Consider the following 14,726-nt stretch of genomic DNA (forward strand, 5'->3'; position numbering starts at 1 on the left):
TTCTCCTTTCGCCGGGGTTATTCGTAGTAGGTATAGCCGTTGATGCTGTCGCGATAGGCAGTCATCAGGGTTTTGCGTTCATTCGCCTTGAGCGTGCCGGTCGAGATCGCCTCGTCGACCATCTTGCGGAAGGCAGCGATGCAGTCGCTTGGGTCGAACTCGACATAGGACAGGACTTCGCTGATCGTGTCACCCTCCTGTTCATGCAGCAGGTCGAACCCGCCATCGGCGCGCAGGTCGATGGTGACCACGTTGGTGTCGCCGAACAGGTTGTGCAGGTCGCCTAGGGTTTCCTGATAGGCGCCGACGAAGAACACGCCCATGTAATAGTCGCGATCTTCGGGCAGGGAATGCACCGGCAGGCTGGGCGAGACACCGTCGGCCAGAATGAACCGGTCGATCTTGCCGTCGCTGTCGCAGGTGATGTCGGACAGTACCGCGCGGCGGTCGGGGGCCTGGTCTAGCATCTGCAGCGGCACGATCGGGTGCAGCTGGTCGATCGCCCAGACATCGGGCAGCGACTGGAACAGCGAGAAGTTGCAGTGATAGATGTCCGCCAGCTTTTCCAACTGGTCATCCACATCGGTTTCGACCTCGTCCGAGGCCGCCAGCGCCTTGATCCGCGCCATCAGCGACAGGTAGATGCGCTCGGCCCGGGCCATCTGGCGCAGGTCGACATAGCCACGGCGGAACAGGGCGCGCAACTCGTTGCGGTAGAAGGTGGCGTCGTTCCAGCATTCCTGCAGCCGATCGTGGCTGAGGTACCCGTTCACCGCCGCCAGATCGGACACCATGTGGTGGTCGTCGGGTTCCACCTCGGGGCCGTTGGGCGCGTCATAGAGCGTGCTTTCAAGCACGTTGAACACCAGCATCGACGAGGTCGCCACCACCGCGCGGCCGCTCTCGGTCACCAGCGTGGGGTGGTCCACCTCGGCCTCGTCCATGGCATAGGCCACGGTCTCCACCACATTGGCGCAGTATTCCTCGACCGTGTAGTTGATCGAGTTCTCGGTCGCCTTCTTCTCGCCCGTGTAATCGACGCCCATGCCGCCGCCCAGATCCAGGTGGGTCAGCGGCACGCCCTCGCGGGTCAGTTCGGTGTAATAACGGCAGGCTTCGCCCACGGCGCGGCGCACGTCGTTCACGTCGGGCACCTGGCTGCCCAGATGCGAATGCTGCAGCTTCAGGCAATGCAGCAGGCCCGCATCGCGCAGCTTGTCGACGACCGCGACCAGCTGATCGGTGTTCATGCCAAAGGTCGACCGATCCCCCGAGCTTTCCTGCCATTTGCCGCTGATCTGGTTGGTCAGTTTCACCCGCACGCCCAGCAGCGGCTCGATGCCCAGCCGTTTGTAGACCTCGATGACCGTGTCGGCCTCTTTCGGGCTTTCCAGAACGATGACCGTGTTGAACCCGATCTTGCGGCTGAGGATGGCCAGCTCGATGAACTCCGCGTCCTTGACGCCGTTGCACACGATCAGCGCCTCGGGGGCCAGACGGTGCGCCAGTGCGATTACCAGCTCGGGCTTCGATCCGGCCTCGAGCCCGTAATTGTATTGCTTGCCGAACTCGACGATCCGGTCGACGACCTGCGCCTGCTGGTTCACCTTGATCGGGAACACGCCGCGATAGGACCCCTTGTAGCCGGTACGCGCAATCGCATCGCGGAAGCTTTCGTTGATATGCGCGATTTCGCGTTCCAGATACGAGCTGATGCGCAGGATCATCGGCGCCTTGATCCCGCGCTGATCAAGGTCGTGCAGAATACCGGGCAGGCTGATGGCCGCCGCATCGGGTGCCATGGGATTGCGCAGACTGATCTCGCCGTCCTCCGTCACCTCGATGAGACCCTTGCCCCATTTTTCAACCCCGTAGATGGAATGCGGTGCGACGGGCGTTTGTTTCAATCAAGTCAGTCCTTGCGTTGCAGGCGTGGAAATTTCGCCCGCCAATACGGCAGCCGTTCGATTCTTCCAAGTGTAATCTGTATCGGAGGTTAGCCCAATTCAGATCGCAGGGCGAATGGGAACCAGATGGTTGTCCCAACGGACCCGAGGATGGGGCGATACCGCCGGGTTTGACCCAACCAGATGCCCCACATCGCCATGCCCGGTGGTAAAGACAAAGCCGGATGGCCCGGGGCCCAACCCACACACGTCGCCGAGCGAATGGGCGCTGTCAAAACGAGCTGCCTCGGCATCAAAGACGTGCAGCGCGTTGCCGCGTGGGCAGGTGATGGCGACCTGACGCCCCTCGGCGGAAAAGGCGACACTGCCTGCATAGCCGGCCAGCGTCGCCTGAATGTCATCCGGCGCGGACAGAAGGTGGTAACGGCCACCCCGCCGATTCAGCCCCAGCAGGGCCGGCTTGTGGGACAGGTCGCCCTGCCACTGCATCGCGAAGGCCAGCAGGCCATCCGCACGAACGGCCAGATGCCGGATCGAGTTTTTGTGCAGCGCCGCGGGCAGCTCGACCTGCTCCAGAACCGATCCGTCGAGGCTGACATAGCTCAGGTTCGGGCGCATGGTCGGCAGGTTCAACTTGCTGCGCCCGGTATCCGGGTGGGTTTCGATGCCGCCGTTGGCGATGGCAAGAGATTTGCCGTCGGGCATCAACACTACGTCATGGGGGCCGACCCCCGCCGAAGAAAACTCGCCCATTCGGGCATAGCCCTCGGCCGCGTCCCAGACGCCGATGACCCCGGTGCCAGCCTCATAGTCGTTTTCGGTGGTGAACAACCGGCGGCCGTCGGGCGAAAATGCGCCGTGGCCATAGAAATGACGCCCGGCCGGCGCCTCGAGCCGGGTCAGCTGGTCCCCGGTCGCGCAATCGATCACAAGCGCAAATCGCCCCGGACGGCGCGCGAATGCAACGGCCCGCGCCAGATGGGGATGGGCGGCGGCGGCATGCCCGCGGCCGGGCAGGGGGACCGAGAACCGAACCTCCCCTGAAATGGTCAAACCGACCAGGCGGTACGACCCATCGTCGAACAGCGCAGCTGACAGGAAATCGGGCGAACCGACCGCAGTCCAGCCCGGCAGGGGGGCAAGAGTGGCCGCTGCCAAACCGGCCAGAAATCCTCGGCGGTTGGTCATGGGTCAGTCTCCGTCCAGCGAATTGAACCCGGCATTGATGCCGAGGGTCGGGCCTAGTTGTGCGGCGGCCAGGCTGCGGATGTCGTTGATCGATTGCCGCAGGGCCTCGACCCGCAGCCGCCCCTGTGGCTCGGCCACGCCGGCCAGCGCGGGATCATCCAGCGCCTGCGCCCGGGCGATGCTGCGGGTAAAGGCATCGTCCAGTGCGGCGGCAATCTGTGGGTGATCGGCCGCCAGCCGCGCCGCCAGGTCGCGCAGCGCCACCAGCGACAGTTCGACGTGCCGCAGCGACCGCAGCGACCGGCGGGCCTCGGCCCGGTTGGGGCGGGGGCGGTCGAAACTACCCATCGGGCGGCCCAGACGCGTATCGGCTGTGAATTCGAGCCCAGTGTTCAGGGCCTTGTAGAGCTCCTGCAGGGCTTCGTCGGCGGACCGATAGGCGCTGTCCTGCCCGGGTTGGGTCATGATGCGGGCATAGTCGTGCCAGTCCCGGTCGATGGCCCGGGCGGTGCGATGGATGTCGGCGGCGATGGCGCGGATCAACCCGCAGCGATAGGCCGCATTGCCCTGATCGGCAAAGGCCGGGTCGTACAGCATCCTCTCGAGCGCGAGGAAACCGCGCCCGGCGATCGAGGTTTCGGCAAAGGCATCGGGGTCGGCAATGGCCGGATCTTCAGCTGCGATCATCGCCGACAGCGCCTTGGGCGTGAACCCTTTGCTGTCGGGCCAGAAGGCCAGGGCAAAGGCACGGTCTCCGACCTCGGTCGGGCCGAACCGCAAGTGGCTGGCGGATATCCAGGCGTCGAAGGCGACGTGATAGGCCGCGCGCAGGTCGACGGATCCGGGCGCGCAGCCCGCGCGAGCAGTGGCATCCAGCGCAGCCGTCGTTTCGACAAGGTGGTCGAAACGCGGCAGGATATGGGCTTGGGTCACGTCGGTCAGGATCGCATCGCGGCTTTGTGCCACCGCGCAGAGCGGGATCAATGCGGAAAGGATCACGGCAATCAGGCGCATGGGTCAGAGACTCTCCAGGAACCGGATCAACGCATCGCGGTCGGGTTTGGGCATGGAAACGACTGCATCGCGCGCGGCCTGGGCCTCGCCGCCGTGCCACAGGACCGCTTCGAGAAGCGAGCGCGCCCGGCCATCATGCAGGAACTGGGTATGCCCCGAGACCCGTTCGGTCAGGCCGATGCCCCACAGTGGCGCGGTACGCCATTCGCGGCCCGTGGCGCGGGCCTCGGGGCGGTTGTCGGCCAGTCCCTCGCCCATGTCGTGCAGCAGCAGGTCCGTGTATGGCCAGATCAGCTGGAAACTGTGCTCGGGCCGGTCGGGCAGGCGGTGGGTGACGAAAGCGGGCGTGTGACAGGACGCGCAGCCAATGGTGTGGAACACCTCTTTCCCGCGCAGAACCTGCGGGTCATCCACATCGCGCCGGGCGGGAACGCCCAGGTTGCGGCTGTAGAAGGCCACCAGATCCATGCCTTGCTGGTCGATCTCAAAGCCGCGTTCGTCGCCGTCACCATGCGGTGCGGTCTGGCAATCGGCCTGCGCCGGGGTGCAATCGCCAAATGGCGCGGGGTAGAGCGGGCTGGAAATGCCGATATCGCCGGCGAAGGCCGCAGCCGACTGCTCCATGATCGTCGGCATGCCCGCCTTCAGCCCGAACCGGCCCAGCATGGGTTCGCCGAATTCCGTCGACCACACGATGTTGGGCCGCCCCGAGATCCCGTCCCCATCGGCGTCGTCGGGGTCGGCCTTGGCCAGGATGTCCTCGGCCGGGATCGCCTCGAGCAGGCCCAGACCGATCATCTGCGGCGCCACGCGTGGGCTGAGCATCGCGTCCGGGTGCAACGGCCCATAGCCCAGATCGGCCGCTCTGTAGGTGGGCTTGCGCAGCGACACGGCTTCGCCGTCGGACAGTTCCACCGAGATTTCCTCGTAGGTGATGTCCAGCCGGTATTCGGCCTGGTGGCCGGGCAGGGCGAAATCCTGCATCTGGCCGCCATAGGTGGGTTCGGGCAGGGTGGCGAGATACCCCGCGATCTCTTCCGGCGCGTCCGCGGGCGTTCCGGGGATGGAAACGCGCAGGAACATCGAAATGGCGTTGTCTTCGGGTCCGGCCGGGGTGTGGCCACGCCCGTCCTTGATGTGACAGCGTTGGCACGACCGGGCGTTGAACAGCGGCCCTAGCCCATCCGAGGCCAGAGTCGAGGACGGAGACGACACCCAGACCTTCTTGAACAGCCCGTTGCCGACCTTGAAATCCAGCTCCTGCTCAAAGCTCAGGTTGGCCGAGGGTTGCGAGAATGCATCTGCGTCGGTCCGGGCGCGCACCGTCGCGGCGCCTGCCGGCAGGTCCTCATAGCGCTGGGGCTGCGTGAAATCCGACGGCGCTGCGGTGACTGTGGCGATCCGTGCCCGTTCAGCGTCGGTTCGGGGGAGGGGGTTCAAATGACTGTCCCGCAGATCCTGAGACAGGGAAGGGGTGGCCGCAAAAACGGCCACCACGAAGAGGCCCGTCTTATTCGGCCTCGTCCATTTTCGATGCATTGAGTTGCGCATAATTTGCTTCGCCGAGTCTTTCGTACAGATCGAGCTGGGTTTCGAGGAAATCGATATGGCCTTCTTCATCGGCCATCAGTTGTTCGAACAGCGCCATCGACACGAAGTCGCCGGCCTGTTGGCAGTATTCGCGCGCTTCCTTGTACAGGGCCCGGGCGTCGATCTCGGCCGCCAGGTCGCATTCCAGGGTTTCCTTGGGCGTCTGGCCGATGCGCAGCGGGTCGAGCTTTTGCAGGTTGGGGTGGCCGCCGAGGAAGATGATCCGCTCGATCAGCTTGTCCGCGTGCTGCATCTCTTCGATGCTTTCCTCGCGGCTTTTCTTGGCCATGTGGCCCAGGCCCCAGTCCTCCTGCAGGCGGTAATGCAGCCAGTACTGGCTGACTGCGGTCAATTCATGCCGCAGGGATTTGTTTAAGTATTCGATGACTTTGGGGTCGCCCTTCATCTGCACTCTCCTGTGTATCATCCACGCGCAGGGCGCGGAGTTGCATGGGTACTTCGAGGTTATCGGTTGCGCGCATCGTGTCCAGAAACAGCGGCATACACCCGCCACAATCCGCCGATTTTCCCAAAGCATGGTAAATCTTGCCCGGCGTGATGATGGTTTGAGGATCTGCCGCGCGCATCCAGTCGATTGCCGCGCGGATGTCGTGATCCGTGATGTTGGTGCAGTGGCAGACGATCATGGCGACTCGGCCTTTCGTAATTCCTAGTCAAATAGTAGGGTATTTGCTTCGGGTCCAGACACAGCTTGTCGCAGGGTCGGGCGCAAGCGGTCGCTGCGCCCGGCTGCTTTGGTTCATCAGTGGAAAACGGCGTCGGGGTTGTCGAGGCTGTCGGACCCTTCGAATGCGACATTGCCCAAGCCCAGCACGGACACGATACGTTCAATCGTCTTGGTCTGATCGATCAGACCTTCGACACCGCCCATGATCAGCGTTTCGCCACCGACGTTCCCGCGCTCGAGCATCTGATCGTAGGCTAATCCGGCCTCGGCTGCGGTTTTGATCTGGCCCAGCGCGTACATTGTGTTGGCCAGCTTTGTCTTCATCTCGGTGTCCAGAGCCGGGTCCGAGGCCGCAACCAAATCCGACAGGGACGGACCCGAAACCGGAGTGCCGTCAATCCGGACATACCGACCCAGATAGACGTTCTGAATCCCCAACCCGTCATAGTAGTGGCTGTTGTGCGTGTTGTCCGAGAAACAGTCATGCTCTTCTTCCGGGTCGTTCAGCATCAGTCCAAGGCGCATGCGCTCACCGGCCTGTTCGCCATAGGACAGGGATCCCATGCCCGTCAGAATTGCACTGATGCCCGAGTCGGCGTCGTTGGTCAGGGCCGCCCGCGCGGCACCGTCCTCCTGCCATTGCGCGGCCATCCATTCCAGGTCCGAGACCAGCAGGTCGGTCGCCGCCACCAGATACTGGGCCCGGCGATCGCAGTTGCCGCCGGTGCAGGACTCGTCCTGCGCATAGTCGGTCCACGGACGGTTGCCGGCGCCCTCGCCGTGACCGTTCAGATCCTGGCCCCACAGCAGGAACTCGATGGCGTGATAACCAGTTGCCACATTGGCCTCGATCCCGTCGGCCTCGTGCAGGGTCTCAGACAGCAGCTCGGGCGTGATCTCGGTGGCGTCGACCGGCTGGCCAGACAGCTCAAAGCTGGGCGAGGCAATCACGTTCAGAACCGCAAGCTCGTTTTCGTCCGTCGCGCCGCCATAGGCCGCATCCACATAGTCGATCAGACCCTCGTCCAGAGGCCACGCGTTCACCTTGCCTTCCCATTCGTCGACGATGGGATTGCCGAAGCGATAGACCTCGGTCTGTTGATACGGAACGCGCGCGGCAACCCAGGCCTGGCGTGCGGCGGTCAGGTTTTCAGCAGAAGGCTGGTCAACCAGCGCGGCAACGGCGGCCTGCAAGTTGCGGGCAGCACGCAGGCTGTCGTCATATTTTGCTTCGGCAATGTCAGCATAGGTGTCCAGAATGTCGACCTTGGCGGGGGCGTCGCCGGCGGCTGCAGCCGTTGCCATCAGCAAGGCTGCCAGGCTGGTCGTCGAAAATACGCGGGTCATGAAGTTCAGGCCTTCCTGTCGAAATGAATGGGCAAGAGCACCCAGTGCGGGTGCAGAGATGAATATTAACTGAGTGAAATTGTAAGTTATGTCAACCCGAGTCTTTAAGTCGGGAATTAATTTTGAAACACGCCGCTGTTTTGGCCAAATACGGTTTGGCTGGATGGGTTCTCTGGATCTGTCTAGCCATTTCCGGCGGGGTCAGACGGCGTTGCGCGCCGTTGCCTGCGGATGGCGCGAAGATACAATGATGGTGTGATTCTTGAGTTGGTGGTGGTTGCGTGATGAGATCCTTGGCGTTTGCCCTTTGCGTGTTTCCCCTTGCGTTGGACGCGCAGCAGGAAGTGGCGCCAAAACCCGCAGCACTGAAGATCGCCTTTTTGGATTCGGGGTACACGCTGTCCCTGTCTGTTCCTGCGTCAGAAATCGTTGGCTTTGAACTTCCCGCTTCGAGCGCAGAGGAAAAGGCGAAGGTCGCGGTCGCCATTTCGGACCTGTCACAGCCCATGACCCTGTTCGCGGTCACGGCCGAGGCGGGTTGTGCCACGGCCACGGCGAACGTGGCGCTGGTCGGCGGCGAAGCCGGTTCGGCCTTGGGGCCTGACGATCACCGGCCCGAATTTCAGGCCGAATACACGATCAGGTGCAGCAACCTTCAGGCGCTTGGTGAAATGAGATTTGATTACTTCGACCGGTTTTCGCAGGCTGAACGTGTGGACGTGCGGGTTCAGTCACCGGGTGGTAGTCACGCCGTCGCGGTTACACGAGAGACCCCTTTGGTTGATCTCTCCGAGTTTATGTGACCGGGGTTTCTTTCATTCCTTGTGGTGAAAGATGAAGCCGATGAAGTTCAGCAACAGCTGCGCAGCAAGGATCTGCGTGCTTTCGGTCGGGTCATAGGCCGGGGCAACTTCGACAAGGTCGATGCCAGCGACCTGCCCTTTCCGGGCAAGGCCCTGCAGGATTTCCAGAACGTCGTAGTACAAAAAACCGCCGTGGCTTGGTGTTCCGGTGCCCGGTGCAATGGATGGGCAAAACGCGTCAATGTCGATGGTCACGTAGTATCGGACGCCCGAGGGGATGCGGTCCAACACTCCTTCGGTCCCCAGCTTGCGGACCTGCCGCACCGACAAGATGTCGGAGCCGCGCGCGCGTGCATCCTCGTAACCTTCTTTCGCAGTCGACGAGACATTGCGGATGCCCAGCTGGGTCATACCCGAGACATAGTCCTTCTCGATCGCCCGCCGCATCGGGTTTCCATGGCCCGCCGTAACGCCATGACGCTCGTCCACGAAATCCAGATGCGCATCGATCTGGACCACGTGAATGGGACCGTTTCGGGCGCAGTCCTGATCAAAGGCGTTGATGCAGGGAATGTTGATGGAATGGTCACCACCGATCGTCACGGGCAGAGCGCCGGCCTCAAGGATCTTGCGTACCCCGTATTCGATATTCGCGTGGCTGGCTTCGGTTTTGGTGTGGATGATGTCGGCATCCCCCAGATCGACGATGCGCACCTCTTCGCCCAAATAGGTGGCATCGTCCTCGTGATCATAAGCACCTGCATGACCAAAGCTGAACAGAGTCGATGCCTCGCGCACCGCACGCGGGCCGAACCGGGCTCCGGACCGGTATTGGCAGCCGAAGTCGAACGGGGCGCCCAGGATGGCGACATCGGCATCGATCTGGTCCCAGTCCTGCACATATGGCTTCTTGCCGAATGTGGCGATGCCGACGAACGGCAGATTCAGGCGGCCGGATTCATATCCATGTTTTGACATTGGGGGCTCCGTTGCTTTGAACCGGCCGCGGGTCTGGCGGGTTGCTTGCACGTTGGCGTCTATCACCCGATCAATCAAGGCCGCTCTGCCCCAGCGGTGCATCAGATTGCGAAGCTGGGTAAACCCCACAATCCCAGTGATTTTTCTGCCAATCTGTACTAAGAATGCAGGTATCGCTCGTATTGCCTGCGCAAATTGAGGGGTGGAGCCAGCATTGAATGGCGCCACGCGTCGGGCGGTCTGCCGTTTGTCCGGCGGGGGAGACTACAAAGTACAAATGCTGATTTCAGGAAAGTGACCACGAAATACGAAACCATTGCGCCACTGACTTTTTGGGGGAGGAACTGGCCGTGTCCACACAGACGATTTCCAATTCAAAACCGATTGAAGCCACATCTGCCGATTGGGAGAAGATATTCGCCGTCCTGCCCGGCGAAAAGGTGCGGCAGAGCGCCGAGCGGCTCAGACAGCATTTCGATCTGTTCGAAGTTCTAGAGGACACGGTACTACCGCCGCGCGGGATGTATGTGGTTTTGGACGGCATCGTGAAGCTGCGCCAGAACGACGTTGATCTGGCGACCGCCGATACCGGGGACTATTTCTACGAAGAGCATCTGGAGATCCGCGACATACCGGTCAGCCTGCAGGCCGTGGCCTTGCCCGGCACTCGGCTGGCCTTTCTGGCCAGTAACGAGTGGCTGGATATTCCCGCGGAAATTCGACGCGAATGCTACGCCACGCTGTTCGGCGATCTGGTCAGCGTGCATCTTCAGAATTTCCAGCAGCCGATCAACTGCTGCAGCGTGACCGCGGCCGCGCTGAGCATGTCGGCGCTGGGCTTCAGCTGCGAGGTGAACGACATCTTCCGCGTCTGCGAACTGCCCACCAGCTTTGTCGTCAATGACGGCATCTCGCTGGGTGAACTGTTCGACGTGGCGTGCACCTATATCCATTCGCAGGGTCTGCGCGACCTTGTGCAGGTCCAGGCCTACTTCATGGACGAGGCGACGACCTCGGTGCCGCTGCTGCTTGAGGCGATTGACGAATCCAATCGACTGGGCGGAGACAACGATATCCTGGTGGCGAATTTTCAGGTTGGGGTCGCGCATGGCAAGCCCACCATGCCCGGCGGCCATTTCGCGGTGATCGCCAAGTGCAACCCCAGCACCGGGTTGGTGCACATGATGGATGTGCATCCCGAAAAATACGGCAAGCTGTGGGTCACCACGATCGACCGCCTGTACGCGGCCATGTCCGACCGCGACGGCACTTCGATGCGCGCGCGCGGGCTGCTGCGGTTCTCCGCGCGCGAAGCGGTCAAGACCACGCTGCAGACCTTCCGGCAGGACTGCAACTATGTGGACAGCACCAGGTATCTGGCCCGCGATCCCAAGAAGCGCCGCAACCTGTTCCGGCGGGCCAGCCCGAACATGAACAGCCTGGGCGTTCTGGCCGAAAGCCTGCAGATTTTGGGCGATGTCCAGGTCACCGAAGACAAGCTGCTGATCGCGACCCAGACCTCGTACACCGAGGCGCTGAGCCGCGTTTCGACCGCCAAGAAGATGAGCGAGATGGCCCAGCGGTATCTGGCCGGCACCTCCGAGGTGCATATCGGCAGCACCTTCCGCAGTTATGCCAAACGACCCGGCAAGGACAAAAGGTCGCCGCAAGACTGGTTCCGGGATCAGCTGCGCAGTCTGAACGAACATGAGGGGCGCCACCTGATGATCAACATCGACTTCAACCGCGTGTTGGGGTTCGAGGTGATCCGGCCGCCCGAAAACGTGTTCCGCGAGACGGCGCTGCTGGAAGAGTTCTGGTGCTTGTGCGTGGCCTATGACGAAAAGGCCGACCTTGTCACGGTCGTCGATATGAGCCCGGCGACTTCGCAGGTTTGGCAGGCGCCGCGCGGGCATATCTTTCGCGGGCTGCGCGACCTGAAAAGCCCGGCCATGCTGGTGATCGAGGAGACCCAGCCCCCGGAAGACCCCAGCGACGTGGCTCGGATCGTCCGGGAAAACCCGCTGGTTCTGTTCTACGAGGATGAGGACCCGTGGTCGAACATGCTGAAGAACATTCTGGCCAATATCGGCGCGACCGGTCTGAAATTGGTCGATGTCGCCGGACACGGGGCCAACGCCATGAAAATGCGCCGGCAACTGGTGGCGGAAAGCGGCAAGGAAAAGGTGCCTTATCTCTTCTTCCATGGGAAATGCCTGGGCAAGCGCAGCGATATCGTTGACATGATCCTGGATGGCGGCCTGCAGGAAGACATGAAGAAAGCCGGTCTGCCTGTCTTGCTGCGCCACGAGTCGCCGAGCCTCGACAAAAACATCTTCGGGTATCCCAAGGGCGGGTTGACAGCCCCGCCAAACGGTCGCCGGAACGTTCTGCTGTGCGCCTGCGGCTCGTCGGCTGCGGACAAGGTGCCTCAGTTGGTCGCCCGGATCACCGAGGCTGGTCACAACGTGAAACTGATCCCTTCGGTTTCGGCCGAAAAGTTCTTTCGCGATATCGGGACCGACAAGGCCAGCGAGGCCCGCAAGGCAAAAAAGACCGGGAAGAAAACCAAGACAGTCGACGACTACATCACCCACAATGACTACTACCGCGACGATGACGAGTGGAACTTTCGCTATACCGAGTTCGGGATGCCCTTGCGCGCGTCGCATCTTGCGCTATGCGACTGGGCGGATTGCGTGATTGTCGCGCCGGTCACCTGCAACACGATGGGCAAGATCGCCAACGGCATTGCCGACAACCTACTGACTTCGGTTTTTGTGGCCTGGCAGTACCGCAACAAGCCGGCGATCCTCTGTCCGGCTTGCAACACCAACATGTGGAACAACGTCACCACCCAGAACAATGTCGAAAAGCTGCGCGATCTGGGGATTGATCTTGTGGGTCCCCGCAAGGGGCGCCTGTCGAACGGGATGATGGGCATCGGAATGATGGCCACGCCCGACCAGATCATGGAGGTGCTGGAAGAAGCCTTCGAAGAGCTGGAAAACCACGAACACAATATCTGCAAATGGGCGCAGGATGCTGCGGCCTCGGATGACTTCGCCCAATGGGAGCCCGTGTTTCAGGCCATAGATGAGGGGGTCGCCGGTATCGACATTGTCGATGACCATAATGGCGACACGCTGCTGCACTATGCGGCCGGGGGCGAGGGCGAGCTGACCGAGAACGGGCAAGATCTGGGAAAACCGGACATCGAGGCTGCCAAAGCCCTCATCGCAAGAGGTATCAACGTGAACGCGGTCAATGATCACGGATTTACCAGCCTGCATGTCGCCGCGATGAACAACTCGGCCGAGATGGTCGAAACCCTGCTGGCGGCGGAGAGCATAGATGCAAGCCCTCTGATCCACTTCCTGCAGGATCCGGTGCGGTCCAGGGGCATCAGGGTGTCGGACGAGATCCGCGCGATGCTGGATGAATGGGCCAACACGCACGCACTGTCAGAACCAGAAGAGGTGGAAGACGAAGATGACCTGATCGATGATCGCGAAAAGACCTATCTGTATTTTACCTACGGATCGCTCAAAAAAGGATTTCCCAACCACGACGCTCATGCGGACGTTCTGGATGATTTCGTTGGACAGGCGGTCACTCGGCAGCCCATGCCCCTGATCGTTTCGAAAGAGCCGTTTTGCGACAACCCGAACTGTGCCTATCTGCACCGCATGGCCACACTGGTGGATCGCAAGGGCACTGGCCGTCCAATCAAGGGCGAGGTCTACCGGGTCACCTCGGGCGGGTTGAAGGAACTCGACAAGCTCGAGGGTTTTCACGGACCGGGCGCGGCTGACAATGTCTATGTCCGCAAGCGGATCAATGTCCTGATGGATGGCGTGAAAAAACCGGCCTACGTCTACGTCATCGCCAATCCGGAAAAATACCTTGCCGAACTGGAAAGCGGTGCGTCCGAATTGGTCGACGAATACTCGATCGACATGGCCACAGGGACGCTCAAGCCCGGGTATGAGGCGGCCGCTAGCCGTCCTGATGCGTGATGGCCTCGGGGGCATCCGTTGACGGAGGTGACTTGAGGCTGAGGTTGTAGGCCGTGATCGCGATCATGCAGCTCAGGACAAAAGGCCAGAACGCGGCCTTTGGAATCAGGTTGTCACGATAGTGGATCAGGCGCAGCGACGGCGCAGACTCGGAGACGAACAGATAGGTGTTCACCGAGACCACAAGCAGCATGAAGTACATCAGGAAAAAGAAGGACTCCATGTAGATCACCGGTGACCCGGCAAAACCCTCGCGCAATTGCACATGGGCCAGCAGGATCACGAAGAACAGGACCGAGCAGGTTCCGATCACGCTTGAGGTGCTGAAATCGTGCCGTTCGACCAGGTTCGGCTTCCGCGTCACCGTCATTACGGCGCCGAACAGAAGCATCGTGACTACGATCAATGGGATCATATGCACCACGAAGGCGTTCGCAAAGTTGCGTTTGATGACAAAGTTGTAGTGCAGTTCGGGCAGTCTGGTCTGAAACTCGTTCTGGTTGATGCCCAGCGTCGTGTCCAAATCGGACAGCTTGTAGTCAAAATAGGTGTTTTCGCGCTCCCAAGTGCCCATGACGATGCGGTTGTCGATCCCGAAAATGTCCTTTGGCCCAGTCGCGGGATAAGCGTCGAAGTCGGGAACCAAGACGACGTTCACGTCAAACCGGCCCGGCCAGAACCGCACCCAGACGGTTTTGTGGTCGAAAGGATAGCTGGTGTAGTCGAAGGACTGGCGCAGGGTCTGCTCAAAGTACCAGCCGATCACTTCGCCACCGGGTTCTGGCATCCGGTAGGCTTCTTCGATAAGGCCGCTCCCTACATCCACGGACTCGGGCAGAAGGAACCCGGCCTGACCGGGTTCGGGCTTGATCGCGTCATGGACGCCGGTTTTATAGTGTTGCCAGACATAGCCAGTGACGTGGACATCGCTTGCGTCGACGAAGCTGAAGGATTTGAGGAATATTCCCGTCCTGACCCGATAATCCGGCGCGTTCTCCAGCGACTCCAGATAGGAATCGACCGAGGCTTGATCCGGCAATTGGGTCGGGTCCTGCTCGAAATGGTTCAGCGATGCCCAAAGGTAGAACAATACGGCCGTCAGTATCAGCGACACGAGGCCTGACAGACCCCAGACCTTTTTCTCGACCGTCATTACGCGCCCTGTTTCTTCCTGTTGTTCCATCGTCATGCG

11 protein-coding genes are annotated in these 14,726 nt (G+C 61.3%); 2 read left to right on the forward strand and 9 right to left on the reverse strand.

Translation table 11 applies throughout. The features are described from left to right. Positions 1-17: 17 nt before the first annotated feature. From speA to AC2FML_RS07180, 7 genes are all read right to left on the reverse strand, one after another. Positions 18-1,907 carry a biosynthetic arginine decarboxylase gene (gene speA / locus AC2FML_RS07150; protein ID WP_170356950.1) on the reverse strand — a complete coding sequence of 630 codons (1,890 nt, stop codon included), beginning with the start codon at positions 1,905-1,907 and terminating at the stop codon, positions 18-20. 99 nt (positions 1,908-2,006) lie between these two features. Continuing rightward, positions 2,007-3,095 carry a DUF1513 domain-containing protein gene (locus AC2FML_RS07155; protein WP_496782574.1) on the reverse strand — a complete coding sequence of 363 codons (1,089 nt, stop codon included), beginning with the start codon at positions 3,093-3,095 and terminating at the stop codon, positions 2,007-2,009. 3 nt (positions 3,096-3,098) lie between these two features. After that, positions 3,099-4,109: an imelysin family protein gene (locus tag AC2FML_RS07160; protein ID WP_496782576.1), complete on the reverse strand. Its 1,011-nt coding sequence runs from the start codon at positions 4,107-4,109 to the stop codon at positions 3,099-3,101. A gap of 3 nt (positions 4,110-4,112) precedes the next feature. Then, on the reverse strand, positions 4,113-5,648 hold the full coding sequence (locus tag AC2FML_RS07165; RefSeq protein ID WP_496782978.1) for a di-heme oxidoreductase family protein: 1,536 nt from the start codon (positions 5,646-5,648) through the stop codon (positions 4,113-4,115). Further along, positions 5,620-6,105, reverse strand: a complete 486-nt coding sequence (gene bfr / locus AC2FML_RS07170; protein ID WP_149776400.1) for a bacterioferritin — start codon at positions 6,103-6,105, stop codon at positions 5,620-5,622. Before bfr ends, AC2FML_RS07165 begins: the two co-directional genes overlap by 29 nt. After that, positions 6,053-6,346 carry a (2Fe-2S)-binding protein gene (locus AC2FML_RS07175; protein ID WP_170599022.1) on the reverse strand — a complete coding sequence of 98 codons (294 nt, stop codon included), beginning with the start codon at positions 6,344-6,346 and terminating at the stop codon, positions 6,053-6,055. Before AC2FML_RS07175 ends, bfr begins: the two co-directional genes overlap by 53 nt. A gap of 116 nt (positions 6,347-6,462) precedes the next feature. Next, positions 6,463-7,734, reverse strand: a complete 1,272-nt coding sequence (locus AC2FML_RS07180) for an imelysin family protein (protein ID WP_496782578.1) — start codon at positions 7,732-7,734, stop codon at positions 6,463-6,465. Positions 7,735-8,018: 284 nt separating this feature from the next. Between AC2FML_RS07180 and AC2FML_RS07185 the strand changes: the two genes are divergently transcribed. Then, entirely contained in the window at positions 8,019-8,537 is a 519-nt protein-coding gene (locus AC2FML_RS07185) for a ZrgA family zinc uptake protein (protein ID WP_480636820.1), read from the forward strand. 12 nt (positions 8,538-8,549) lie between these two features. On the opposite strand, the gene speB is transcribed toward AC2FML_RS07185, so the two are convergent. Continuing rightward, positions 8,550-9,515 carry an agmatinase gene (gene speB / locus AC2FML_RS07190; protein ID WP_170356956.1) on the reverse strand — a complete coding sequence of 322 codons (966 nt, stop codon included), beginning with the start codon at positions 9,513-9,515 and terminating at the stop codon, positions 8,550-8,552. Positions 9,516-9,865: 350 nt separating this feature from the next. Here speB and AC2FML_RS07195 point away from each other — a divergent pair, with 350 nt between their 5' ends. Next, positions 9,866-13,534: a flavoprotein gene (locus tag AC2FML_RS07195; protein WP_496782580.1), complete on the forward strand. Its 3,669-nt coding sequence runs from the start codon at positions 9,866-9,868 to the stop codon at positions 13,532-13,534. Here the strand turns inward: AC2FML_RS07195 and AC2FML_RS07200 are convergent. Next, positions 13,515-14,723, reverse strand: a complete 1,209-nt coding sequence (locus AC2FML_RS07200) for a hypothetical protein (protein ID WP_496782582.1) — start codon at positions 14,721-14,723, stop codon at positions 13,515-13,517. The two genes, AC2FML_RS07195 and AC2FML_RS07200, sit on opposite strands and share 20 nt — an antisense overlap. Positions 14,724-14,726 lie beyond the last annotated feature (3 nt).

Source organism: Ruegeria sp. BHSC029, assembly GCF_059613085.1.

Bases quoted from the DNA above. Each gene is read 5' to 3' on its own strand.
- AC2FML_RS07165 (WP_496782978.1), bottom strand. From the start codon at position 5,648: ATGCATCGAAAATGGACGAGGCCGAATAAGACGGGCCTCTTCGTGGTG.
- AC2FML_RS07160 (WP_496782576.1), bottom strand. From the start codon at position 4,109: ATGCGCCTGATTGCCGTGATCCTTTCCGCATTGATCCCGCTCTGCGCG.
- speB (WP_170356956.1), bottom strand. From the start codon at position 9,515: ATGTCAAAACATGGATATGAATCCGGCCGCCTGAATCTGCCGTTCGTC.
- AC2FML_RS07180 (WP_496782578.1), bottom strand. From the start codon at position 7,734: ATGACCCGCGTATTTTCGACGACCAGCCTGGCAGCCTTGCTGATGGCA.
- AC2FML_RS07175 (WP_170599022.1), bottom strand. From the start codon at position 6,346: ATGATCGTCTGCCACTGCACCAACATCACGGATCACGACATCCGCGCG.
- AC2FML_RS07155 (WP_496782574.1), bottom strand. From the start codon at position 3,095: ATGACCAACCGCCGAGGATTTCTGGCCGGTTTGGCAGCGGCCACTCTT.
- bfr (WP_149776400.1), bottom strand. From the start codon at position 6,105: ATGAAGGGCGACCCCAAAGTCATCGAATACTTAAACAAATCCCTGCGG.
- AC2FML_RS07185 (WP_480636820.1), top strand. From the start codon at position 8,019: ATGAGATCCTTGGCGTTTGCCCTTTGCGTGTTTCCCCTTGCGTTGGAC.
- AC2FML_RS07200 (WP_496782582.1), bottom strand. From the start codon at position 14,723: ATGACGATGGAACAACAGGAAGAAACAGGGCGCGTAATGACGGTCGAG.